This is a genomic window from Rhodococcus maanshanensis NBRC 100610 (assembly GCF_001894865.1).
In the GTDB taxonomy this organism is placed as follows: Bacteria; Actinomycetota; Actinomycetes; order Mycobacteriales; family Mycobacteriaceae; genus Rhodococcus_G; species Rhodococcus_G maanshanensis.
The window spans coordinates 58,200-81,103 of the sequence record NZ_BCXA01000033.1 but is presented as its reverse complement, the minus strand read 5'-3'; the positions used below and the strand labels follow the sequence as shown (position 1 = coordinate 81,103).

Below are 22,904 nucleotides of genomic sequence, written 5' to 3'. Positions count from 1 at the left end.
TCGCCTCGCCGGCTACGGGCGCGGCCGCTCCGGCGGCACCAGCCCGCGGCCGGCGAGCGCCTCGAAGACATCGGTGGGATCGGTGCCGAGGTCCCAGCGACCGAAGATCAGCAGCTTGTCGTCGTCGACGCCCGGCGGCCGCACGTCGATCTCCAGCATCGGCACCCGACGGCCCAGCCGCGGATAGCGCACGATCCTGACCCGGCTCAGCTCCGACGCCTGGTACTCGCGGCGCCCGCTCAGCCGCTGCACCGCGATCCCCCTCGAGTCGTCGAGCACGGCGAGCCGGGGCCGCTGACGCAGCCCAAGTGCGGTGATCGCCAGCAGCCCGAGTGCGCCGAGACCGATCAGCACCCGTCCCGCCGGATCCGACGGCACCGCCGCGGCGGCGAGGAGCATGGCCACCCCGCCGACACCGGTCGCGATCAGCGCACCGGTGGGTGTGGACCATGCGAGCGCGGGGTTGTGCACAGGGTTTTCGGGGTTGTGCACAGGCTCTCCACAGCTATCCACAGGGTTTATCCACATTGGGGATGAATGACAACGATGTAATTGACGCGGTTGGAATGGGGATATCCCCAGGTCAGCGCCATCTCATCGTCATGATGAGGCCGACAACCATGAAACCGAAGCCGATCAGGAAGTTGTAGGCCCCCAGGTCGTTCATCCAGGTGATCTGGTCCGCGGCCAGGTAGTAGACGATCAGCCACGCCAGCCCGAGCAGCATGAAGCCGAGCATCACCGACACGTAGAGCGTGCTGGAGGGGCCGACCTTGACCTTCACAGGCGTGCGGTTCGCGGGATTGATCGTGTAGTCGGTCTTCTTGCGGACCTTCGACTTGGGCATGACGTCCTCGTTGGTTCAGTGCGGATCGTGCGATTGCGTCGGCGTCGGCGTCGACGCCCACCAGGTAGATTCGAGATTACCGGTGGTGAGTACACGCTAGCCGAGCACAGACGTGCCCGGGCAGGGTCTGCTGGGTGGACCCGCGAGCGCAGGCGAGCGCGGACAGGGGGAGGGAGGTGAGGACCGTGGCCGATCCCGATCCGACCGATCCCGATCCCACCGCCTCCCATCGGCAGGCGGCGCACGCCGCGCCGCGGAAAAGGCAGCTCTTCTGGAAGATCTGCGTCCCGGTGGTCTGCGTGGTGACCGGGCTGCTGTTGGCGACCACCCGCGCGGTCTCGGAGGGCAACGAGCTGCGGCGTGGAGACACCACGAGGCTCTCCGACCTGGTGCGCAGTGCGCAGGCCGACGTGGACGACGCGGCGGGGGCGCGCGACGGTCTCGCCGCGCAGTTGGCCGCCCTGCAAGACCAGGCGGCCGGTTCCGACTCCGACGTCGCGGACGTTGTCGAGCAGAGCCGGGCGCTGGAGGCCGCGGCGGGGTTGAGCGAGGTCACCGGACCCGGCGTGCGGGTGACCCTCACCGACGCGCCCCGCGACTCCGACGGCAAGTTCCCCGCCGGCGCCTCGCCCGATGACCTCGTCGTGCACCAGCAGGACGTGCAGAGCGTGCTGAACGCGCTCTGGGCCGGTGGGGCGACCGCGGTCGGGATGCAGGACCAGCGCGTGGTCAACACCTCGGCGCCGCGCTGTATCGGCAACACGCTCTTGCTGCACGGGCGGACCTACAGCCCGCCGTATCAGATGACGGCGATCGGCGACCCGGCCCGGATCGAGGCCGCGCTCGCCGCGGAGCCCGGCGTGCGCACCTTCAAGCAGTACGCGGTCCGCTACGGGCTGGGGTACACCCAGGACGCCTCGGACTCGTTCACCGTGCCGGCGTATACGGGCCAACTGAGGACCAAGTTCGCGAACTAGGCGTCCGCGCCGCCCGTGCGTGTGACCTTCAGTGAAAAGTGGCGGGATTCTTCGAACTCCACACCCTCACCGCCGACGTCGTCGAAACCGCCCGCAGCACCCTCGTCATCGGCGCCACATAGCCCTGCCAAAACCCCGCTAGACGGACGCTCTCAGCGCCGCTGGGTGTTTCTGGGTCCGATCGCTGACCGAGGCCATCGACACATTGACTGCCGGGGCAAGCTGATCTTCCACATCTTCGGCGCGCTCGCCGATTTCGAGCGCAGCCTCATCCGAGAGCGAACCGTCGCCGGCCTCGCTGCCGCCCGCGACCGCGGACGCGTTGGCGGCCGCCCCGCAGCGCTCAGCCCAGCAAAGATGCGCCTCGCCAAGAAGATGCGTGCGGAGGGCACGCCGATGGCGGAGATTGCCGAAGTGCTCGAGGTGGCCCGAAGCACGCTCTACCCGGCACATCGGGTGAGCATGCGCGAGCGGCGAACGTGTAAGACTCGGATAGCCCCCGCGAATCCCCGTTGCCGTGGACGTACCTCCCCGGGCTCCGTTCTGCGTGCAGCTCGGGGAGGTACAGATTTGCCGCAGCCGCCATCGCGATTGTTGAGGCTACGAGATGAGACCTTGACGGTCTCTCATTTCGTAGGCGTCACGCCAGCGGCCGTGTCTTGTAAACGGCACGCAGGACCAGGAACGCTGATCCGGTGGCAATCACGCAAACCAACAACGTCGCGGTTCCTTTGGTCCAACTACCAGCCGAGGCGCCGAAAACGACGCCAAGGACTAAGGACAGAAGAAGCCCTGCGGTCAATGCCTGCCGCTCGTTGATCCTCATGTGGCTACCGTGACTCCTGACGCATTAACCAGTCTCGAACAGCGTCCAGCACAGCGTCCTGCATGCGGAGGCCCTTGGCTGCGCAAGTCATCTTCAGCTGGCGCTGCACCTCGACAGGAAGCCGAGTCCCGAAGGGTGCGAGCGTCGCTCCCTTCAGCGATCGATCCTCCGGTTGAAGTGACCGTTGTGGTCCCCCTTGCACGGGAGGTAGCGCAGCATATGAGACTAGTTCGCCTCGATGGGATCCATAGGGGTGGCCAGATGTTCCCCTGTCCGCATTTGGTAGATGTGACCCCCCGCTGGTCCCCACTTGCACTCCGTGTCTGATTTGTAAACTAAGAAACTTAGAGTACGTAACCTTAGTGCATTTCGGGGGGCATTGGCTTTACGGTTTTACGGCGAACATTCACAATCTCAGGTTGTTAGACGCGCGGTCGCACCCCTTTTCTAGAGCGGTGGGCGTGAACCTCTGGGCTACTTATCGCCCTCGCGCGATTGTCAGACGTGCCCAGATCTTCCCAACAAGAATGGGTGCCACAATGCCACCGATAATCAGACCCACCAGTGCGTCTGCACTTAAACGCGACGCCGCAACCCCGACGAAGACGGCGAGCGTCGCGATGAGCACAGCCCAACCGCCGAACCTGACAACGGGCGCCGTAGTCGGCCGCTCCAACCAACGGGCAGCCGTGGCCGTAATTGCGTAAGCGATTACAGCCACGACAGCCATTGCGATCATGATCCACATCAGCTGCAGTATCCACCCCGGTAGTAGTCAACACCCAGAATGCCGGCGCCGAATGGAAGCGGGGAGCCGGGCAGCAACGGGAGTCCGCCGAGTCCGAAGCCAACCTTGAACTGAACGCACTGACCGGTTGCCGTACCGTAAGCGGCAATGGCGGAAAGTGTCCGCCCACCCCACACCGTGGCGGGATTCGGTAGCCAGGAGGCCACAAATCCCCCGACCCCCATCTTGGCAGTCTCCTGCTTGTTGAGGTAGACGTGGCCGGACACCCATCCCCAGTTCCAGGAGGGGTCGGCGGTCACGGGGAAGGCTGTTTTCTCGGTGAAGTTGACGTACTGAACGAGGCTGTTTCCCTCTACTTTCAGCGAAGTGGAGATCGTGCCACCGTTCGCATCGGTCGCCCATGGCTTCGCGAAGCTGCCGACAGGAAGGCCGGCGGCGTTGTTCACTGTGATCGACCCATCTTCCTGAGGATCGGTGGTGAAGCCGGCCGGCAGGTTAAGGGGGAATTCGTAGCGGCTCGGCGCCGCCGGGTCGGGGATGGTGATCGTGGTCGAGACCTCGCCGTTCGAGCCAGTCTTGGTGTCGAACGACGGTGAAGCGCCGCCGCGTTTGGCAAGACCGTCGTTGGGGATTTGCCAGCTGATTTGTGAACCATCTGTTCCGGTCCCCTGAATCTCCTCGCCAGGAGTGGACGGCGCAGCATGTGCAACTCCGCCAAGAGGCAGAATTGCGGCCATTGCAATAGTGGTCAACGCGACACGAGAACGAACCTTCATGGATCTCCCTGGTTGGAGGATTGGCGGACTTATCTCCGCTCGGGCCAAGGATGCTTTATTCGTGTTTTTGCGTCAATGGCCAACCCGGAATGGGAGGATGAATCTTCGAAATTTATACGCGGGCTATCTTGTTAGCATTCCAAAATGGGAGGTGGCCAGCATGAGAATGTAATAAAGATAGAAATCTAACAACTTAACAATATTTTCAAATAGGTGCCGGCATCGCCGTCACCCGGGCTCTGGCCTCAGCTCGGCCCCGCGAGCGCGGCCGTGTCGGCGGACGTCCGTCAGCGCCGCGGTCGGCGCTCCCTGACAGAGTCCATCGATACGCTGTGACCTTCAGTGAAAAGTGGCGGGATTCTTCGAACTCCACACCCTCACCGCCGACGTCGTCGAAACCGCCCGCAGCACCCTCGTCATCGGCGCCACATAGCCCTGCCAAAACCCCGCCACCTTGGGCTGAAAGTCACAGCCCGTGCACGATCCGTACCCCAGGTGGGGTGCAGATCGCGCACAGCCGGCGAAGCCGCATATCCTGCTGCAATGCGCATCCTGGTCGTCGACAACTACGACAGCTTCGTGTTCAACCTGGTGCAGTACCTCGGCCAGCTCGGCACCGAGGCCACCGTCTGGCGCAACGACGACCCGCAGCTCGCCGACCGGGACGCCGTCGCGGCGGAGTTCGACGGGGTGCTGCTCAGCCCGGGACCGGGCACGCCGCAGCGGGCCGGCGCGAGTATGGACCTGGTCGCGGCCTGCGCGGCGGCCCGTACCCCGCTGCTCGGTGTGTGCCTGGGTCACCAGTCCATCGGTGCCGCGTTCGGGGCCACCGTCGACCGGGCGCCGGAACTGTTGCACGGCAAGACCAGCCAGGTCAGCCATGACGGCACCGGGGTGCTTGCCGGTCTGCCCGATCCGTTCACCGCGACCCGCTACCACTCGCTGACGGTGCTGCCGGAGACGATGCCGGACGAGCTGATCGCCACCGCGCACACCGACACCGGCATCGTGATGGCGATGCGGCACCGGGAGCTGCCGATCCATGGCGTCCAGTTCCATCCGGAATCGGTGCTGACCCAGGGCGGCCACCGGATGCTGGCGAACTGGTTGGAGGTGTGCGGGCAGCGGCCGCCGGAGGCGCTCGTCGCGACGCTGGAGGCCGAGGTCGCGCAGGCGCTGGGGTCGGCGCTCACCCACAACTGAACCACCGCCGGGTCGGCGCCGGGCCAATCGGACGGCGCGGCTGGTGTTCGGCGTTTGGGCACGAAATCATGGCGATCTGGCCATGGTCTTTGCCCCAAAGTCTGCCTAGCGTGGATCTGCGCGGCCAACGAGGAGTTCGGGCCGCGCGCGGCGGCCCCCAATCGGACGGCGGGCCGTGGCCACCGTTCGAACACTCGACCCGAGAGGTGGGCCAATCATGGCCGACAAGGTGAACATCGTTCTGGTGCACGGCGCTTGGGGGGACGGCTCGCATTGGCGCCACGTCATCCCGACCCTGCACAACGCCGGGCACAAGGTCGTCGCCGTGCAGAACCCGCTGACCTCGCTCGCCGACGACGTGGACCGCACGCGAAAGCTGGCGGAATCGATGGACGGGCCGACGTTGCTCGTCGGTCACTCCTACGGTGGCGCCGTCATCACTGGGGCGGGGCACGCCCCGAATGTCGTTGGTCTGGTGTATATCTCGGCCTTCGCGCCCGATGAGGGGGACAGCCTCGGCAGCATCTTCGCCCGCACCGATCAGCCGGCGGGGGCGGCCAACATCGCCCCCGATGCGCAGGGATTCCTGTGGATCGCACAGGACAAGTTCCAGGAGAGCTTCAGTCAGGACCTCGACGACACCGAGGCCCTGGTCATGGCCACGACGCAGAAGCCGATCTCGGGTCAGTGCTTCTCCGACCCGTCGGGCCCACAGGCCTGGAAGCAGAAGCCGAGCTGGTACCTCGTCTCCGGCCAGGACCGGATGATCCCGCCGGAGACCGAACGGTGGATGGCCGAGCGCATCGGTGCCCGCGAGACCGTCGAACTCGACGCCGGTCACGCCTCGCTGGCATCGCATCCGCACGAGGTGACCCAGCTGATCCTGACGGCGGCCGCCGCCGTCGGCTGACTCAGCAGAGTCCCCGGCCACCTGGCGCGGTGGCCGGGGACCGTGCGTGTCAGCGCTCGCTGCCGTCGCCCGAGGGTCCGTGTCCCATGCCGTCGGCGTACGCGCCGTGGCCGTGGGCCTTGTCCTGGACATCCTTGAGGATCGCCAGCTGATCGTGCTCGTTCTTGTGGGCGGCCGCGGCGAGGGCATCGGACTGCTCGGCCGGGTCGGCGACGAGCAGGCTGCCGGAGCCGGGTTTGCCTGCCGAGCCGAGCTTGTTCATCTTCTTCGGGACCGTGGTGCCCTGGTACTCCAGCGGGATCGGGTGGCCGTGGTCGTCCACGGGCCCGAGCGGCTGGTGGACCTCGACGTACTCACCGTGCGGCAGACGCTTGATCACGCCCGTCTCGATGCCGTGCTCGAGCACCTGGCGGTCGCTGCGCTGGAGGCCCAGGCAGAACCGGTAGGTGACGAAGTAGGCGATCGGAGGCAGCACCACGATGCCGATGCGGCCAATCCACGTCGTCGCGTTGATCGAGATGTCGAACTTGAACGCGATGATGTCGTTTACGCACATGATCGTCAGGATGGCGTAGAACGTCAGGGCCATCGCGCCGAGCGAGGTGCGCACCGGAACGTCGCGCGGACGCTGCAGCAGGTTGTGGTGAGCGTCGTCCTTGGTGAACTTCCTCTCGATCCACGGGTAGGCGATCAGCACCGTGAACACCAGGCCCATGATGATCGCGACCGCGAACACCGCCGGGATCGTGTAGGTGCTCCACAGGTAGACCTCCCACGCAGGCCACAGACGCGCCATGCCGTCGGTCCACATCATGTAGATGTCGGGCTGGACGCCCGCGGACACCTGGGACGGGTTGTACGGGCCCAGATTCCAGATCGGGTTGATCTGCAGCAGGCCACCCATCACGGCGAGCACGCCGAAGGTCAGCGCGAAGAACCCACCGGACTTGACCGCGAACACCGGGAGGATGCGGACGCCGACGACGTTCTGCTCCGTGCGGCCGATGCCGGGGAACTGGGTGTGCTTCTGGTACCAGACCAGCGCCAGGTGCGCGCCGATCAGCGCCAGGATGATGCCGGGCAGCAGCAACACGTGCGCCACGTACAGGCGCGGGATGATCAGATCGCCGGGGAAGTCGCCATCGAAGATCAGCCACTGCATCCAGGTGCCGACCACCGGGATGCTGAGCGTGATGCCCGACAGCGCGGCGCGGAGGCCGGTTCCCGACAGCAGGTCGTCGGGGAGCGAGTATCCGAAGAACCCCTCGAACATCGCCAGGATCAGCAGCAGGCAACCCATCACCCAGTTCGCCTCACGCGGGCGTCGGAACGCGCCGGTGAAGAAGATGCGCAGCAGGTGCACGACGATCGCCGCGGCGAACATCAGCGCCGCCCAGTGGTGGATCTGCCGGACGAACAGGCCGCCGCGAACCTCGAACGAGATGTTCAGCGCGGTCTCGTACGCCCGGGACATCTCGACGCCGCGCAGCGGCTGGTAGGCGCCGTCGTAGACGACCTCCGCCATCGACGGGTCGAAGAACAGCGTCAGGTACACACCCGAGATGAGCAGGACGATGAAGCTGTAGAGCGCGATCTCGCCGAGCAGAAATGACCAGTGCGTCGGGAAGACCTTGTTGATCTGCCTACGCACGCCTGCGGCAAGGTGGTACCGAGAATCGGTGCTCTCGGCCGCCTTGGTGGCGTGAGCGGAGACCTTGGACCCGCGACGGCTCATGTCGTGGCCCCTCTCCCACAGGAACCGCAAGTCCAGCGTCGAACCCGTGTCCGGCCTATGTCGTGGGCGCAGCGGCGGCCTGGCAAGGCCGAACTTGAGCGCGCAGCGCACACGCTTCTCAACTACTCAGTGCTCTTGCAGTTTAGTCCTGGCGGCGTCCCGGGTGAAGGGATACCCAGCACGACTCCGGCGCGTCTGTGGGCCCCGGACCTGCGCCGACTCCGCGATCACCGTCCTCGCGCCGGGTAGGGATCCATCGCCCGGCCCACGCCCTCGGCCATCTGATCCGGGAGCATCCGGTTGGCCGGCTCACCGCGCCCGCTCGCCCGCAACCGGGCGCGCGGGCGCCGGGGTGATCGGCGCCGCGATCGTCAGCCCGCGTCCCCGGACAGGAGCTTCGTGATCGGGGCCATGTCGAAATAGTCTCGCCACGAGATGATTTCGCCCGACTCGATCTCGAAGACGCCCATAACGGGCAACTCCACGTGCTTGTCGCCGAGGTCGAACCGGTCGGTGCGTTCGTTCAGGACGACGGCCCCGTTGGCAGCCTGGTGGTGGATGGAGAACTCGATGCCCCCGAATGCCGAGATGAAGCCGTGCAGGAAATCGGCGATGGCGGCGCGTCCGCGCAACGGTTCCATCGGAATGTTGTGGTACACAGCGTCTTCGCTGAAATAGCCGGCGATCGTCGTCGCGTCTCCGTCCCTCCACTCGGCACAGAAGGCGGTGACGAGGGCTGCTGGGTCGGTGTGCGGGTGCGCGGTGGGTGCATCCGGGGAGGTGGTCATTCGCGGTCCTCTCTGAGGCTGAATCGAGTTGTGGGTCAGTTGATCTGGAGCGGAAGACTGAGATGACGCCGAACGAAGATGCTCGGCACCCAGGCCGCGTCGTCGGCGAGGGCGATATCGGAGCTGCGTTTGATGAGCATCGTGACCGCGGCCAGTGCTTCCATCCGCGCGAGCGCCGATCCGACGCAGAAGTGCGTGCCCTTGCCGAAGGCGAGGTGGGAGCGGATGCTCGGGCGATCGAGGACGACCTCGTCGGGACGCTCGAACCGTGCCGGGTCGCGGTTGGCCGAACCCCACAGCAGGAGCGCGTGACTGCCCGCGGGCAGCGTCACCCCGCCCAGCGTGGTGTCCGCCACGACGTGCCGATGATGCGCCCGGAACGGGGACTCCAGCCGGAGCGCCTCGTCCAGGAAATGGTCGACGAGGGCGGGGTTGTCGCGGAGCCAGTTCTGGATCCCCGGGTTGGTGGCGAGCAGCCGCGCCGAGTTGGCGATCAGCCCTGCGGTGGATTCACCGCCCGCACCGACCAGTTGCACCAGGATCAGTACCGCGACATCGTCGGTGAGGTCGCCGTCGGCGCAGGCGCGCGCGAGGACACCCATGAAGTCGTCCTGCGGGTCCTTCTTGGCCCCGACGAACTGGGTGTGCAGGTAGCCGGCCAGCTCGACGGACGAGGTCACCAGCTGACCGAGCCGGTCCGCGGTGACCACTCCGCCGAGCAGCTCGGTGCTGTCGTACGCCCAGGTCAGCAGCTGCGGGACGTCGCTCTCGGGCAGCCCGACGAGGTTGGCGATCAGCGCGAGGGGGAGCTTGTCCGCCATGTCGGTCGCGTAGTCGATCCGGCCGTCCCGCAGGCCCTCGTCCCACAGCCGATCGGCCAGGCGGTCGACGGTCGGACCCAGCGCGCGAATCCTCTTGCCGAGCGTCTGCAGCACCAGCTTGCGGTGATGCGCATGCGTCGGATCGTCGGCGGTCGCGAGGACATGGATCGCCTGCCCGCCCCCGTCCATGTCGAAGGTCAGCGGCGGCCCGTCGGGCTGCTGGACGAGGACGCCGGTCAGGTTGGACGAGAAGTCGTCGACGCGCGCCGCGGCCTCGCTGACCAGTTCCCAGGTGGAGACGAGGTAGAAGTCGGTTCCCGGGACCCGATGGACGGGCGAGTTCTCCCGCAGCGCGCGGTACAGCCGGTTCGGATCGTCGAGATTCGCGGGGTCGAAGATGTCGATCCCCTCGAGCGGCAACGCGGTCATCGAGGCTCCCACCGATAGTAGAACTGGTTTCAGATGCCCCACCGTCCACCCGCTGCCGAGGGCCTGTCAAGGGTGCGGACGAAGATGAGATTGTGGGCCGTGACCTGCCCGAACGGGAAATCTCACGCTGCCGATCCGGTATGGCGCCGTCCCAGCTCACCGCGGTGTGACACGGGATGAGTTGTAGACTTGGAGACAGATTTGTCTCAACATGAGATGGACCCGAGACAGCGTTCGGAGGCGTTTCGTGGACGAATCGGACGCGGGGTCGGATTGGCTGGCCGGCGGCAACCGGCGCGCGCTCGCGGTGGCGAGGATCCATGCCGCCGCGGCGGAGTTGTTCCTGGAGCGGGGGCTCGATCGGGTCAGCGTCGAGGATGTCGCGGCCAGGGCCGGGTGTTCACGGGCCACCCTGTACCGCTACGTCGGCGGCAAGTCCGCCCTGGTCGGCGGGGTCGTCGCCGCGGCAGCGGCTGCGGTGGCTCAGCAGGTCGCGGCGACGGTCGAACCGCTCAGCGGTTCCCGACGGATCGTCGAGGCGATCCTGATCTCCGTCGCCGCCGTGCGAGCCGATCCGGCGCTCGCCCAGTGGGTGACCAACTCACGGACCGGCCGCGGCGACGACTATCTCGCGTCGTCTCCCGAACTCGGCAGGGTCGCGACGGCGTTGACGGGCATCGCGCCCGACTCGGAGGCCGCGCAGTGGATCGTGCGGGTGGTCATCTCGCTGCTGACCGTCCCGGCGGGCGACCCGGCGACGGAGCGCCGGCTCGTCGAACGCTTCGTGGAGCCGGCATTCCGCTAGCTCGCCTGCTCACGGTCCTGCCGACCGCGATCGGTGCCGCGTTCAGCCGGGCCTTCCGGAAGCGCTTCGCCGCCTCACCGCTCCGGTCGCGACGAACCCAGTCGTCCACTCCGGAGCGGTGAGGCGGTCCCGGCTAGCGGGGAATGCCGAGCTGACCGATCCCGACCGAGATGGTCGCGGTCTTGGAGATCTCCGAGCCGGACGGCTGCGCCTGGGTGACCACCTTGCCGACCTGATCGGTCTCCAGGGTGGCCTCGGGATGCTGAACGAGCTGGCTCGAGGATCCCGTCCAGCCCGCGCGCCGCAGGGAGTCGAGCGCCTGCGACACGCTCTGGTTGTTCAGGTTGGGCATCGTGACCATGTTGCCGTTCGACACCCGGATCTTGACCGTGGCGCCCTTGGTCGCCGCGCTGCCGCCGGTCGGGTCGGTGGAGACCACCTCGCCCTTGGGCTTGCCGGAGTCGATGTTCTCGACCTGGACCTTGAAGCCGGCTCCCTCGATGTTCGGCTGCGCGACGTCGAGGGTCTGGCCGACGACGTTCGGGATCCGGATCTGTTCCGGTCCGCTGCCGAGGGTGATCTTCACGGTGCCGTCCAGCGCGACGTTCGACCCGGCGTCCGGCTTCTGCGAGACCACCTTGTCCAGCTGGTCTTGCGTCGACGTGGCGGTGCTCACCGTCGGGTCCAACTGCAGCCCGATCGCGTTCAGCGCCTGCGCCGCCTGCGCCTGCGTCATGCCGGTGAGCGTCGGGACCTCCACCTCCTGCGGACCGGTGGACACGTCGAGGGTCACGGTGGTGCCCTCGTCGGCCCTGGTCCCCGCGACGGGGATGCTGGTGATGACGTTGCCCGAGGCCACCTCATCGCTGGCCTTCGGCTGCGTCTGTACCCGGAAACCGAGGTCCTGCAGCGCGTTCTGCGCCTCCTGTGCGGACTGGTTGGTGACGTTCGGGACGGTGACCTGCGCGGCCTTCGAGCCGGGGCCGAGCGACCACAGGAACGCGCCGACGATGCCGATCACCGCCAGCGCCGCCACCGACAGCAGCACCGCGCGTACGGCCTTGCGGCTGCGCGGTTGGCCGTCCTCCGGCCCTGGCGCGGCCGCCTGCGCCACCGGCGGGGGCGAGGCGGGGGGCGCCCCGTACCGGTTCGGCGCGTCGACCGCACCGAGGATCGTGGTGCGGTCCTCGTCGTTCATCACCATCGGCGCGCCGGGACGTTGACCGCCGAGCACCCGCACCAGATCGGAACGCATGTCGGCGGCGCTCTGGTACCGGTTGGCCGGGTTCTTGCTCATCGCCTTGAGGATCACCGAGTCGAGCTCGCGCGGCACGTTCGAGTTCACGCTCGACGGCAGGGCCGGGTCTTCCCGGACATGCTGGTACGCCACCGCGACCGGGGAGTCGCCCTTGAACGGCGGTTCCCCGGTGAGGATCTCGAACAGCACGCAGCCGAGTGAGTACACGTCCGAGCGGGCGTCGACCTGTTCACCACGCGCCTGCTCGGGCGAGAGGTACTGCGCGGTGCCGATCACCGCGGAGGTCTGCGTCATGGGGCTGGACGCGTCGGAGATGGCGCGGGCGATGCCGAAGTCCATCACCTTCACCGCGCCTGCGCGGTTGATCATGATGTTGGCCGGCTTGATGTCGCGGTGCACGATGCCGTTGCGGTGGCTGAAGTCCAGCGCCGCGCAGACATCGGCGATCACCTCCATCGCCCGCCGCGGAGCCATCGGCCCTTCGGTGCGGACGATGTCGCGCAGCGTGTCGCCGTCGACGTACTCCATCACGATGTACGGCAGTGGACCGCCGTCGGTCTCGGCCTCGCCGGTGTCGTAGACGGCCACGATGGCCGGATGGTTCAGTGCCGCCGCGTTCTGCGCCTCGCGGCGGAAGCGGAGGTAGAACGTGGGGTCGCGGGCGAGATCGGCGCGCAGCACCTTGATCGCCACGTCCCGGCTCAGGCGCATGTCGCGGGCGAGGTGCACCTCGGACATGCCACCGAAGCCGAGGATCTCGCCCAGCTCGTAGCGGGAAGAGAGCTTGCGGGGTGTGGTCATGGCTGTCCTTGAGGGGCCGGCTCGAGTTCTTCCGGCGTGGTCGTGGCGGTGGTGGTGCGGCGGGTCGTCGTCGTCGTGGTGGTGGTCGTGGTGGTCGGTTCCGTCGTGGTGGTCGTCGGTTCCGTTGTCGTGGTCGGTTCCGTCGTGGTCGGTTCCGTCGTGGTGGTCGTCGGTTCCTCTGTCGTGGTCGTCTGTTCCGTCGTGGTGGTCACGGGCGGGCGGGTGGTCGTGGTGACCACCGGCCGTGACGTGGTCACCTTCGGCGGCGCCGGATCGCTTGGCGCTCCGCCACCGCCGAACAGGAGGATCCCCACGGAGATCAGCAGGGCCGCGAGCAGCAGTCCGCCGCCGCCCCACGCCAGGATCTTCTGTCCCTTGGTCATGCCCGTCGCCACCGCCGGCACCGACCCGGAATCGGGGCCAGCATATTCGCGCTGGGACGTGGGCAACATCTGGGTCCCGACGATCGGCGGCACCACGCCCGTCCCCGGTCGCGGCGGCAGGCCGGCCCCCGGCAGCGGCGGCCGCGCGCCGGACCTGACCACGGCGACCGCGTCGGCGAACTCGCCGCCGCTGCCGTACCGCGCGGCCGGGTCCTTGGCCATCGTGATGTCGATCAGCTCGCGCACGTTGGGCGGCAGATCCGCAGGCAGCGGGGCCGGCACCTCCTGGACGTGCTTCATCGCCACCGTCAGCGCGCCGTCGCCGACGAACGGGCGCCTGCCTGCGAGGGCCTCGTAGCCGACCACGCCGAGCGAGTACACGTCACTGGCCGGTGAGGCGTCCTGCCCGAGTGCCTGTTCGGGTGCGATGTACTGGGCGGTGCCCATCACCATGCCGGTCCGGGTCACCGGGGAGGCCTCGACGGCCTTCGCGATACCGAAATCGGTGATCTTCACCTGGCCTGCGGGGGTGATCAGGATGTTGCCCGGCTTGACGTCGCGGTGCACCACGCCCGCCTCGTGCGCCACCTGCAGGGCGCGGCCGGTCTGCTCGAGCATGTCGAGCGCGTGCGGCAGCGCCAGCCGGCCGACCCGCCCCAGCACCGCGTTGAGCGGTTCGCCGTTGACCAACTCCATCACCAGGTACGCGGTGGACTGGCCGACGCTGTCGAGCGTCTCGCCGTAGTCGTAGATCCCCGCGATGCCAGGGTGGTTGAGCTGGGCGGTGGTGCGGGCCTCCGTGCGGAAGCGCTCCAGGAACTCGGGGTCGGCTGAGTACTCCGACTTGAGGACCTTGACCGCGACCCGGCGGTGCAGGCGGTTGTCGGTGCCCTCCCAGACCTGGCCCATGCCGCCGGTGGCGATCAGCCGCTGTAGCCGGTACCGGTTCGCGATCACCGCGCCGTTGTTCAGAGTCATCTCTCAGCCCCCCTGCCGCAGTCCGGCTTCGATGACGGCCCGCCCGATCGGTGCCGCGACCGAGCCGCCGGTCGCGGCGAGAGCGCGGTCGCCGCCGTTCTCGACCAGCACCGCGATCGCGATCTCCGGGTTCGCCGCGGGGGCGAACCCGATGTACCAGGCGTGCGGAGGGGTGTTGCGGGGATCGGTGCCGTGCTCGGCGGTGCCGGTCTTGGACGCGATCTGGACGCCGGGGATCTTGTTGCCGCCGCCGGTGTTGTTCTCCGAGCCGATCATCAGGTCGGTGAGCGTCGCCGCCACCTGCGGGGACACCGCCTGCCCCAGCGACTCGGGGTGGGTGGTCGCCAGGTTGGACAGGTCGGGACTCTGCAGCTGGGCCACGACGTGCGGCTGCATCCGGACGCCGCCGTTCGCGACGGTCGCGGCGATCACGGCGTTCTCCAGCGGCGTCAGCGCGACGTCGCGCTGGCCGATGCTGGACTGCCCGAGCGCGGCGTCATCGGGGATGGACCCGACGGTGCCGTCCGCGACCGGCATCGGGATGCCGGGCGAGTCGGGCTGGATGCCGAACCCGGCGGCCTTCTCCTTCAGCGCGTCGGCGCCGGTCCGGATGCCGAGCTCGACGAAGGCCGTGTTGCAGGACCTGGCGAAGGCCTCCCGCAGCGAGGCGGTCGGGCCGCTGCCGCAGGTGCTCCCGTTGTAGTTCTCCAGCGTGGTGTTGGTGCCGGGCAGCGTGATGTTCGGTGCCGCGGTCAGCTGCTCCTCCGGGTTGGCGCCGTTGCTCAGCGCGGCGGCGGTGACCACCACCTTGAACGTGGAGCCGGGGGGATACGACTGCGAGATGGCCCGGTTGAGCAGCGGCTTGTCCTCGTCCTCGTTCAGCGCCTCCCATGCCTGGGTGCTGACGGCGCCGTCGTGGCTGGCCAGCAGGTTCGGGTCGTAGCTCGGCGTGCTCACCATCGCAAGCACCTCGCCGGTGCTCGGCTTGATCGCGACCACCGAGCCGGTGTAGCCCTTCGCGGTGAGCTGGTCGTACGCCACCTGCTGGACGACCGGGTCGAGGGTGGTGACCACGTTGCCGCCGCGCGGGTCGCGCCCGGAGACCAGGTCGAAGAACCGGCGCCCGAACAGCCGGTTGTCGGAGCCGTTGAGCACCTGGTCCTCGGTCCGTTCGAGTCCCGTGCTGCCGTAGAGCATCGAGTAGAAGCCGGTGACCGGCGCGTTGGCGAAGGGGCTGGACGGTGCCGCCGGGTTCGGCGGGTACGTGCGCAGGTACTTGTAGCGGTCGTCGGTGGGGATCGACGCGGCCAGCACCTGGCCGCCCGCCGAGATCTGTCCGCGCTGGCGCGAGTACTCGTCGAGCAGGACCCGGGAGTTACGCGGATCGGTGCGCAGGTCGTCGGCCTTGATGACCTGCACGTACGTGGCGTTGGCCAGGAGTGCCACCACCATCACCATGACCGCCATCGCGACGCGTCGCAGGGGCGTGTTCATGGGCGCCTCAACATTTCGGTCGGTGCGTCCGCGATGGGGGCGGGTCCCTTCTTCGTTGGCTTCGGTGGGGTCCGCGCCGAGTCGGAGATCTTGATGAGCAGCGCCAGCAGCAGGTAGTTCGCCAGCAGCGAGGAGCCGCCGTACGACATGTACGGGGTGGTCAGGCCGGTCAGCGGGATCAGCTTGGTCACGCCGCCGACGACGACGAAGACCTGGATCGCCACGGTGAACGAGAGCCCGGCCGCGAGCAGCTTGCCGAAGCTGTCACGCACCGCAAGCGCGGTCCGCAGCCCGCGGATGACGAAGATCAGGAACAGCATCAGCACGGCGGCGAGGCCGATGAGCCCGAGCTCCTCGCCGATCGTGGCGACGATGAAGTCGGTCTTCGCGAACGGGACCTGGGACGGGCGCCCGCTGCCGAGGCCGGTGCCTGCGAGCCCGCCGGTGGCGAGCCCGAACAGCGACTGCGAGATCTGATACCCGGTGTTGTTGTAGTCGCCGAGCGGGTCGAGCCAGGTGTTCACCCGGACCCGGACGTGGCCGAAGAGCTGGTAGGCGAACACGAACCCGAGCGCGAGCAGCCCGCCGCCGATCAGCAGCCATCCGACCCGTTCGGTGGCGATGTAGAGCATCACCAGCACGGTGCCGAACAGCAGCAGCGAGGTGCCGAGGTCCTTCTCGAGCACCAGCACGCCGATCGAGACGATCCAGGCGACGAGGATCGGCCCGAGGTCACGGGCGCGCGGCAGGTCCATCCCGAAGAAATGCCTGCCCGCGGTGGTGAACAGCTCGCGCTTGGACACCAGGACCGAGGCGAAGAAGATGATCAGCAGGATCTTGGCGAATTCTCCTGGCTGAATGCTGAAGAACGGCAACTTGATCCAGATCTTCGCGCCGTTCACCTCGGACATGGATGCAGGCAGCACCGCGGGGAGGGCGAGCAGCACCAGGCCCGCAAGGCCGAGGGTGTAGCTGTAGCGCGCCAGCAGTCGGTAGTCCTCGAGGAACACCAGCACCGCGATGAAGCCGGCGATCGCGAGCGCGGTCCACAGCACCTGCTGATTGGCGTCTGGGGAGGGGATCTCCCACCCGAACGAGGCCGCCGTCGCGGCGTCGGCGAGGTCGAGTCGGTGGATCAGCACCAGTCCGAGGCCGTTGAGCAGCGCGACGATCGGCAGCAGCAAGGGGTCGGCGTACGGCGCGAACCTGCGCACCGCGAGGTGGGCGACGACGAACAGGACCGCGTAGGCGAGCGCGTACTTGGCCAGGTCGAGGGTGATCTTCTGCTCCTGGCTCGCCTCGACCAGGATCAGCGACAGGGTGGTGATCGCGATGGCGCAGCAGATCAGCAGCAGTTCGACGTTGCGTCGGTTCGATTGCACGGGTGCGGGCGCGAACCCTCCGGCCGGACTCGGGAAGGAGGGCCCCGATGGTGCCGCGGAGACAGACATCAGCGGCCGGTCCTGCAGTTCTGCCCGGGCACCTGTGCCTGAGCCAACTCGGAGGGGGTGGGCGTCGGCGGCGCCGCGGAGGGCGGCGGTTGGGTGGTCGGCGTGGCCGTGGCACCGGGCGCGGCGGGGCCGGCGGGTGCGCCGGTCGCCGGGGGAGCGGGAGGCACGGGGGTGGTGGTCTGGCACACCGGGAGCAGGTCGGCGGTGGCGAGACGGCTCATCTGCCGCTTGGCGTCGTCGAGGCTGCCCGACGGCAGGCCAGCCCGCACCTGTTCACGGGCCGAGGGCTGCAGGTCGTCGACCATCAGCATGGTGCAGTTCGTCGGCTCGGCGTCCGGGGTCACCAGGCTCAGCGAGCCGCTGTTGGTGATGCACCCGACGAGGTTCGCCTCCTGCAGTGAGTACCCGAACACGGAGCCGGGGACACCACGCAGCACGGTCACCCGGCTGTCGTCCGCACCCACGTAATAGTTGCTGCGGATCAGGCTGCGCCCGATCACGAGCCCCACGACCACGACGGCGATCAGCCCCAGCCCCAACAGGATCCAGGTCAGCCGTCGCTTCGGCTTCGCGGCCTCGGTGTCGACCGGGCCGGTCACCCGGCGCGGGGTCGCCCGCGGCGGGCGCATGGCCGCGGCCCGTCCTGCGGCGGTGTCCGGCGGCGGTGAGTCTTCCTCGTCCTCGTGGGAGGCGGCGCCGGCAACGATGGGATGGCTCTGGCCGTAGTCGAGGTCGATGACGTCGGCGACGACCACCGTGACGTTGTCGGGACCGCCGCTGCGCAGCGCCAATTCGATCAGCCGGTCGGCGGACTCGCCGTGCTCACCCTCGCCGAGCACCTCCGAGATCGTCTCGTCGCTGACGACATCGGAGAGTCCGTCGGAGCACAGCAGGTACCGGTCGCCTGCGCGGGCCTCCCTGACCGTGAGGGTCGGCTCGATCTCGTTGCCGGTCAGCGCCCGCATGATCAGCGAACGCTGCGGGTGGGTGTGCGCCTGCTCGGCGGTGATCCGTCCCTCGTCGACGAGGGACTGGACGAAGGTGTCGTCGCGGGTGATCTGGGTGAGCACGCCATCGCGCAGCAGGTACGCGCGCGAGTCGCCGATGTGCACAAGGCCGAGCCTGCTGCCCGCGAACAGGATCGCGGTCAGGGTGGTGCCCATGCCGTCGAGTTCGGGCTCGTCCTCGACCTGATCGGCGATGGCGGCGTTGCCCGCGCGGGTCGCCGCCTCGAGCTTGCCGAGCAGGTCCTCGCCGGGCTCGTCGTCGTCGAGGTGCGCGAGGGCCGCGATCATCAGCTGGGAGGCGACCTCGCCGGCGGCGTGGCCGCCCATGCCGTCGGCGAGCGCGAGCAGACGGGCGCCCGCGTACACGGAATCTTCGTTGTTCGAGCGCACCAGGCCACGGTCGCTGCGCGCCGCGTAACGGAGGACGAGGGTCACGGGCGCAGCTCGATCACGGTCTTGCCAACGCGAACCGGGGTACCGAGGGGCACCCGCACCGCGGTGGTCACCTTCGCCCGGTCCAGGTAGGTGCCGTTGGTCGATCCGAGATCCTCCACGTACCAGTCGGTTCCGCGCTGAGAGAGCCGAGCGTGCCGGGTGGAGGCGTAGTCGTCGGTGAGCACGAGGGTGGAATCGTCGGCCCGCCCGATCAGGACGGGCTGCGAGCTGAGCGTGATGCGGGTGCCGGCAAGCGCGCCCTGAGTGACGATGAGGAACTTGGCCACCTTCGGCTTGCCGAAGGAGGGCAGCACCGAGGAGCTACGCGAATATCGGGGCGGCACACGCACACCCGAGGCGGCGTAGACGTCGCTGCGCAGGGCCCGGAGCACGCCCCAGACGAACAGCCACAGCAACAGCAGGAAGCCCGCCCTGGTCAACTGCAGGATGAGTCCCTGCACGGCGGTCCACCTCCTCATTCGTGGCGATCGGGTGGTCCCGAACTCCGGCTTTTTACTGGCAGCATCTTATGGCGATACGGCCTGTGTCGATCGCTATATGGGTGCGCAACCACCATACGGAATCCGAAGGGGCTTCCGCTGGTTCGGTTGTTACCGCCGTGGCGGGTCAGAGGATACGGACCAGGATCTCGGAGTTGCCCGCGCGGATCACGTCACCGTCGGCGAGCTGCCAATCCTGAACCGGCGCGCCGTTCACGGTGGTGCCGTTGGTCGAGCCGAGATCGGAGAGCATCGCGACCTGGCCGTCCCAGCGGATCTCGATGTGCCGACGCGAGACGCCGGTGTCGGGCAGCCGGAACTGGGCCTCCTGGCCGCGGCCGATCACGTTGCGGCCCTCGCGGAGCTGGAAGTTGCGGCCGCTGCCGTCCTCGAGCTGCAGGGTGACCGTGAAGGTGCGGTCGGCATCGAAGCCCGAGTACGCGCCCGCGCCGTAGGGCTGCTGGTCGTAGGCCGGGTAGTCCTGGCCGTACGCGCTCTGCTGGTAGTCGTAGCTCTGCGGGGCCTGGGGGGCCTGCGGGGCCTGCTGTGCGGGGTAGCCGGAGCCCTGCTGCTGCGGCGGGTAGGCGGGGGACTGCGGCGGGTAGACCGGCGCGCCCTGCTGGTAGCCGCCCTGCGCGTACGGATCGCTCGCACCCTGGGCGTACGGGTCGCCTGCCCCCTGCGCGTACGGATCGCCCGCCCCCTGCGCGTACGGATCGCTCGCACCCTGGGCGTACGGGTCGCCCGCGCCCTGCGCGTACGGATCCTGGTAGCCGCCGCCGTAGGGCCGCTCGTAGCCGTTGCGCGGCTGCTCGCTCGCGTAGCCGTTGTTCCGCGGCTGCTCGCTGGGGTAGCTGTTGCCGTTGGCGTAGCTGTTCGAGGCGTATGCCGGCTGGTATTCGGGCCGGCCCTCGTTGTCCGCGGGCTCGCGGTTGGCGTCGTAGCCTGAGTTCTGCGTCATGGGGCCAGCTCCTGGGTTCGGATGAGCGGAGGGTCGAGGTAGCGGGACTGCGTGCACTTCCGGGCCTGGGCTACGAGCCGGTGGCCGCCCCGCATCGGGGTCCACCGTCCCGCTGGTCCGGAACTGGCCCGTGTGCAACGCCGGGCTCGGTTCGAACCGCACGGTGATGGGGCCATAGGTCTGCCATCCCTGGTCGCGGATGAAGCCCTCAAGGTGTCGGGCGAAGGCCTTGACTGTCAAGTCCCGGTCCGTCGCCAGTTCGTCGTGATCGGATTCGTTGATGGTGATCACGTACATGTTGGGGGCCAGCAGGTGTCCGCCATCGAGGTGCTGAACCCGGTCGGTGGCCTCCTGCTGGAGTGCGGATTCCACCTCTTGGGGCATGACGCCGCCGCCGAAGACCCGGGCAAAGGCATCCCCGACGGCGCCCTGCAGCTTGCGCTCGAATCGCTGGACGATCCCCATCGTGGCTCCTCTCCGGTCCCGGTGGCGTGTCGCGGCCTCGATGCCGCCCCTGCATGATATCTACCTTTGCCGGATGCCCGTGGGGGTGATCGCTTCCTTCGCAGGTCGGGGGGGCGAATCGTCATTCCCGACCGGTACGTGTTAATGTTTCCGGCGTCGCTCGGGCGAGTGGCGGAATGGCAGACGCGCTGGCTTCAGGTGCCAGTGTCCTTCGGGACGTGGGGGTTCAAGTCCCCCTTCGCCCACCATAAGCAGTTCGACGAACTGCGACGAACGAGGCCACGAACTCGAAAGAGATCGTGGCCTCGTTTTTTTGTCGGTCCGAGAGCGACAGGTCGCGCCCACTCGAACCCGATTCCCTCATCGACGGTCCGGTCGGTGTGCCGCTCGCCGAGCAGAGGTCCTGCGCGGTGATCGGCACTTGGTCTGGTGACCTTTACCACAGTGCGATCGAGTCACGATCCGGTCACGCTATGGTTACCGACAACACTGACCGCAGCTGACATGTTCGCTGCGGTCAGTAGTCATTTCGGGGCAATTTCGTCGTCATCCGAGCCTGGTCACCAGGCCGATCGCGACATCCCGCAGCGGCGTCAGCCGGGTTGCGGTCGCCACCCTCCCCATGGTCCTCGAGGCGCGCATCAGCGCGCGGGTGGGCCGTCGACGGCGCCGGTCGTAGCGGCGCAACGCCTCGGACACGTCCGCGCTCTCGGTCAGCGCCCTGCCGAGGGCCACCGCGTCGATCATCGCCTCGCACGCACCGCGGCCCAGGTTCGGTGCCATCGCGTGGGCCGCGTCGCCGATCAGGGCCACGTTGCCCCGCACGTACGACGGCAGCGCCGGGCTCTCGTAGAGGTCGTGGTGGAGCAGCACGGCGGGGTCGATCCGATCGAGGACCGCCCGGACCTCGGCGTGCCAGGTGCCGAACCGCTCGCGCAGGAACGCGGCTCCGCCGTCGGAGTTGTCTGGTCGTTCCGCAGGCTCCACTCCCGCGATGTCCGGTTTCATGCGGACCGCGGCGAAGAAGTTCGTCAGGCCGCCGTCGCGCGGGCTGATCCCGAAGAGGGCGCCGTCCCCCCAGGTCTCGGCGGAGTTGTCGGCGGTGCCCGGCACCCAGCCGCGCCAGGCGGCCATCCCGAGCGGGCGGGGTCGGTAACGCTCGCCGAACACCGCGTCCCGGATCCGGCTGTTGATGCCGTCCGCGGCGATCACGACGTCCGCCCCGTCGCCGCCCTGGTCCCCGGTGCTGTCGTAGTGCAGCACTCCCGGACCGAGGGGCGCGGCCAGGGTGCTCAGCAGCCCGGGCCGCGACAGCAGGGTGGTCGACCCGCCCCGCACCGTCACACGGGCGATCGCGGTGCCGTCCGGGCGCAGCAGCGAGCCGGACGACTGCGGCACACCGAGCTGGCGGACCCGGTCGCCGAGTCCGATCGCGTCGAGGGCGGCGAGCGCCTGCGGCCACAAACCGAGCGCGGTGCCGGTGGCGGGTGGTCCGTCCGCGCGCTCGTGCACCCGAACCTCCCATCCCGCCCGGATCAGGTAGTTCGCGGCGGTGAGACCGCCGATGCCGCCGCCGACGACGGTTGCTGTGCCCCTCATGTACGTCACGTTACTACGGATGTAGTGGCATTACTACTGTTGTAGTGTCGCGCTATGTCCGGTAAGCGTGAACGCGTCCTCGACGCCGCCATCGAGGTGCTCGGCACGCGCGGCATGCGCGGGCTCACGCACCGGGCCGTCGACGAGGTCGCCGGCATCCCGCAGGGATCCACCTCGAACTACTTCCGGACCAGGGGATCGCTGCTGGAGGCCGTCATGTTCCGGCTGGTCGAGCGCGATCGCGAGGACTGGCGCGCGCTCGCGGCGGTGCCGAGGCCCACCTCGGTGGACGAGTTCGCCGCCGGGCTGGCCGGGTTCGTCAGGTCGGCGACCGGGCCGGACCGGGTTCGGACCGCTGCCCGGTACGCGTTGTTCGTCGCCGCGGTGGCGGAGCCGGAGTTGGCGACCCCGCTCGGCCGGGCCAGGGCCGAACTACTCACCTGGGCGACGGACCTGCTGGCCGGGCTCGGGGCGGCCGAGCCGGATCGGGGATGCCGAATCCTGGCGGACTACCTGGACGGGATGATCCTTCACCAGTTATCAACGCCCGCAGCACAATTCGATCCCGCGAGTGAGATCGCGGCGCTCACATGCGCCCTGCTCGGTGCGGATCCTGGCCGCCCATGAGTGCCGCGAGTTCCCGGTCTATGCACTGGTCAGGCGGCCAAAAAGGCTAACCTAAGTTGGCGCGGCACGGGGGTGCTGAA

Annotated in this window: 20 protein-coding genes, 1 tRNA gene and 1 pseudogene; 8 read left to right on the top strand and 14 right to left on the bottom strand. The window is 68.3% G+C overall.

Annotated elements, in window-relative coordinates:
• Positions 1-12: 12 nt before the first annotated feature.
• Both RM1_RS17070 and crgA read right to left on the bottom strand, forming a co-directional pair.
• On the bottom strand, positions 13-492 hold the full coding sequence (locus tag RM1_RS17070) for a PH domain-containing protein (protein WP_245816411.1): 480 nt from the start codon (positions 490-492) through the stop codon (positions 13-15).
• A 91-nt stretch (positions 493-583) separates the two neighbouring features.
• Complete coding sequence (gene crgA / locus RM1_RS17065) at positions 584-847, bottom strand: cell division protein CrgA (protein WP_027502149.1); 264 nt, start codon at positions 845-847, stop codon at positions 584-586.
• Positions 848-1,125: 278 nt separating this feature from the next.
• On the opposite strand from crgA, the gene RM1_RS17060 reads away from it, so the two are divergent.
• The 3 genes and pseudogenes from RM1_RS17060 to RM1_RS27275 all read left to right on the top strand — a co-directional run bounded on the left by RM1_RS17060 (position 1,126) and on the right by RM1_RS27275 (position 2,643).
• The gene (locus tag RM1_RS17060) at positions 1,126-1,824 is read left to right on the top strand and encodes a DUF881 domain-containing protein (protein WP_072752943.1); all 699 of its coding nucleotides are present in this window, start codon (positions 1,126-1,128) and stop codon (positions 1,822-1,824) included.
• Between the two features lie 15 nt (positions 1,825-1,839).
• A pseudogene (locus tag RM1_RS27200) lies at positions 1,840-2,094 on the top strand (hypothetical protein); the annotation flags it as partial.
• 87 nt (positions 2,095-2,181) lie between these two features.
• Positions 2,182-2,643, top strand: coding sequence for a hypothetical protein (locus RM1_RS27275; protein ID WP_501193745.1), 462 nt, complete (start codon positions 2,182-2,184; stop codon positions 2,641-2,643).
• A 754-nt stretch (positions 2,644-3,397) separates the two neighbouring features.
• Here the strand turns inward: RM1_RS27275 and RM1_RS26220 are convergent.
• Positions 3,398-4,174 (bottom strand): hypothetical protein, encoded by a 777-nt coding sequence (locus tag RM1_RS26220; RefSeq protein WP_143069520.1) that lies wholly within the window; start codon positions 4,172-4,174, stop codon positions 3,398-3,400.
• A gap of 543 nt (positions 4,175-4,717) precedes the next feature.
• On the opposite strand from RM1_RS26220, the gene RM1_RS17040 reads away from it, so the two are divergent.
• Positions 4,718-5,377 (top strand): aminodeoxychorismate/anthranilate synthase component II, encoded by a 660-nt coding sequence (locus tag RM1_RS17040; RefSeq protein ID WP_027502147.1) that lies wholly within the window; start codon positions 4,718-4,720, stop codon positions 5,375-5,377.
• A 217-nt stretch (positions 5,378-5,594) separates the two neighbouring features.
• On the top strand, positions 5,595-6,287 hold the full coding sequence (locus RM1_RS17035) for an alpha/beta hydrolase (protein ID WP_072752925.1): 693 nt from the start codon (positions 5,595-5,597) through the stop codon (positions 6,285-6,287).
• Between the two features lie 49 nt (positions 6,288-6,336).
• On the opposite strand, the gene qcrB is transcribed toward RM1_RS17035, so the two are convergent.
• The 3 genes from qcrB to RM1_RS17020 form a co-directional block, all read right to left on the bottom strand.
• Positions 6,337-8,022: a cytochrome bc1 complex cytochrome b subunit gene (gene qcrB / locus RM1_RS17030; RefSeq protein WP_072752924.1), complete on the bottom strand. Its 1,686-nt coding sequence runs from the start codon at positions 8,020-8,022 to the stop codon at positions 6,337-6,339.
• A 371-nt stretch (positions 8,023-8,393) separates the two neighbouring features.
• Positions 8,394-8,810: a limonene-1,2-epoxide hydrolase family protein gene (locus RM1_RS17025; protein ID WP_072752923.1), complete on the bottom strand. Its 417-nt coding sequence runs from the start codon at positions 8,808-8,810 to the stop codon at positions 8,394-8,396.
• 35 nt (positions 8,811-8,845) lie between these two features.
• Complete coding sequence (locus RM1_RS17020) at positions 8,846-10,060, bottom strand: cytochrome P450 (RefSeq protein ID WP_072752922.1); 1,215 nt, start codon at positions 10,058-10,060, stop codon at positions 8,846-8,848.
• Positions 10,061-10,307: 247 nt separating this feature from the next.
• Here RM1_RS17020 and RM1_RS17015 point away from each other — a divergent pair, with 247 nt between their 5' ends.
• A complete protein-coding gene (locus RM1_RS17015) occupies positions 10,308-10,865 on the top strand; it encodes a TetR/AcrR family transcriptional regulator (protein WP_245816407.1) in 558 nt (185 codons plus the stop codon).
• Positions 10,866-10,998: 133 nt separating this feature from the next.
• Here RM1_RS17015 and pknB read toward each other — a convergent pair whose 3' ends face one another.
• From pknB to RM1_RS16980, 7 genes are all read right to left on the bottom strand, one after another.
• A complete protein-coding gene (pknB, locus tag RM1_RS17010) occupies positions 10,999-12,924 on the bottom strand; it encodes a Stk1 family PASTA domain-containing Ser/Thr kinase (RefSeq protein WP_072752920.1) in 1,926 nt (641 codons plus the stop codon).
• Complete coding sequence (locus RM1_RS17005; protein ID WP_072752919.1) at positions 12,921-14,285, bottom strand: serine/threonine-protein kinase; 1,365 nt, start codon at positions 14,283-14,285, stop codon at positions 12,921-12,923. Before RM1_RS17005 ends, pknB begins: the two co-directional genes overlap by 4 nt.
• A gap of 3 nt (positions 14,286-14,288) precedes the next feature.
• Positions 14,289-15,779, bottom strand: a complete 1,491-nt coding sequence (locus RM1_RS17000; RefSeq protein WP_072752918.1) for a peptidoglycan D,D-transpeptidase FtsI family protein — start codon at positions 15,777-15,779, stop codon at positions 14,289-14,291.
• Positions 15,776-17,230, bottom strand: coding sequence for an FtsW/RodA/SpoVE family cell cycle protein (locus RM1_RS16995; protein WP_072752917.1), 1,455 nt, complete (start codon positions 17,228-17,230; stop codon positions 15,776-15,778). Before RM1_RS16995 ends, RM1_RS17000 begins: the two co-directional genes overlap by 4 nt.
• Complete coding sequence (locus RM1_RS16990; protein WP_072752916.1) at positions 17,230-18,672, bottom strand: PP2C family serine/threonine-protein phosphatase; 1,443 nt, start codon at positions 18,670-18,672, stop codon at positions 17,230-17,232. The genes RM1_RS16995 and RM1_RS16990 overlap by 1 nt, the downstream gene beginning before the upstream one ends.
• A complete protein-coding gene (locus RM1_RS16985) occupies positions 18,669-19,133 on the bottom strand; it encodes an FHA domain-containing protein FhaB/FipA (RefSeq protein WP_027502765.1) in 465 nt (154 codons plus the stop codon). The genes RM1_RS16990 and RM1_RS16985 overlap by 4 nt, the downstream gene beginning before the upstream one ends.
• 166 nt (positions 19,134-19,299) lie before the next feature.
• On the bottom strand, positions 19,300-20,598 hold the full coding sequence (locus tag RM1_RS16980) for an FHA domain-containing protein (protein ID WP_072752915.1): 1,299 nt from the start codon (positions 20,596-20,598) through the stop codon (positions 19,300-19,302).
• A 162-nt stretch (positions 20,599-20,760) separates the two neighbouring features.
• Here RM1_RS16980 and RM1_RS16975 point away from each other — a divergent pair.
• A tRNA-Leu gene (locus tag RM1_RS16975) sits at positions 20,761-20,846 on the top strand.
• A 298-nt stretch (positions 20,847-21,144) separates the two neighbouring features.
• Here RM1_RS16975 and RM1_RS16970 read toward each other — a convergent pair.
• Positions 21,145-22,197 (bottom strand): FAD-dependent monooxygenase, encoded by a 1,053-nt coding sequence (locus tag RM1_RS16970; RefSeq protein ID WP_072752914.1) that lies wholly within the window; start codon positions 22,195-22,197, stop codon positions 21,145-21,147.
• A 54-nt stretch (positions 22,198-22,251) separates the two neighbouring features.
• On the opposite strand from RM1_RS16970, the gene RM1_RS16965 reads away from it, so the two are divergent.
• The gene (locus RM1_RS16965) at positions 22,252-22,824 is read left to right on the top strand and encodes a TetR/AcrR family transcriptional regulator (protein ID WP_072752913.1); all 573 of its coding nucleotides are present in this window, start codon (positions 22,252-22,254) and stop codon (positions 22,822-22,824) included.
• Positions 22,825-22,904 lie beyond the last annotated feature (80 nt).

Excerpts from the sequence above, each read along its gene's own strand:
- crgA (WP_027502149.1), bottom strand. The coding sequence starts at position 847 with ATGCCCAAGTCGAAGGTCCGCAAGAAGACCGACTACACGATCAATCCC.
- RM1_RS27275 (WP_501193745.1), top strand. The coding sequence starts at position 2,182 with ATGCGCCTCGCCAAGAAGATGCGTGCGGAGGGCACGCCGATGGCGGAG.
- RM1_RS26220 (WP_143069520.1), bottom strand. The coding sequence starts at position 4,174 with ATGAAGGTTCGTTCTCGTGTCGCGTTGACCACTATTGCAATGGCCGCA.
- RM1_RS17040 (WP_027502147.1), top strand. The coding sequence starts at position 4,718 with ATGCGCATCCTGGTCGTCGACAACTACGACAGCTTCGTGTTCAACCTG.
- RM1_RS17035 (WP_072752925.1), top strand. The coding sequence starts at position 5,595 with ATGGCCGACAAGGTGAACATCGTTCTGGTGCACGGCGCTTGGGGGGAC.
- qcrB (WP_072752924.1), bottom strand. The coding sequence starts at position 8,022 with ATGAGCCGTCGCGGGTCCAAGGTCTCCGCTCACGCCACCAAGGCGGCC.
- RM1_RS17025 (WP_072752923.1), bottom strand. The coding sequence starts at position 8,810 with ATGACCACCTCCCCGGATGCACCCACCGCGCACCCGCACACCGACCCA.
- RM1_RS17020 (WP_072752922.1), bottom strand. The coding sequence starts at position 10,060 with ATGACCGCGTTGCCGCTCGAGGGGATCGACATCTTCGACCCCGCGAAT.
- pknB (WP_072752920.1), bottom strand. The coding sequence starts at position 12,924 with ATGACCACACCCCGCAAGCTCTCTTCCCGCTACGAGCTGGGCGAGATC.
- RM1_RS17005 (WP_072752919.1), bottom strand. The coding sequence starts at position 14,285 with ATGACTCTGAACAACGGCGCGGTGATCGCGAACCGGTACCGGCTACAG.
- RM1_RS17000 (WP_072752918.1), bottom strand. The coding sequence starts at position 15,779 with ATGAACACGCCCCTGCGACGCGTCGCGATGGCGGTCATGGTGATGGTG.
- RM1_RS16995 (WP_072752917.1), bottom strand. The coding sequence starts at position 17,230 with ATGTCTGTCTCCGCGGCACCATCGGGGCCCTCCTTCCCGAGTCCGGCC.
- RM1_RS16980 (WP_072752915.1), bottom strand. The coding sequence starts at position 20,598 with ATGGGGATCGTCCAGCGATTCGAGCGCAAGCTGCAGGGCGCCGTCGGG.
- RM1_RS16970 (WP_072752914.1), bottom strand. The coding sequence starts at position 22,197 with ATGAGGGGCACAGCAACCGTCGTCGGCGGCGGCATCGGCGGTCTCACC.
- RM1_RS16965 (WP_072752913.1), top strand. The coding sequence starts at position 22,252 with ATGTCCGGTAAGCGTGAACGCGTCCTCGACGCCGCCATCGAGGTGCTC.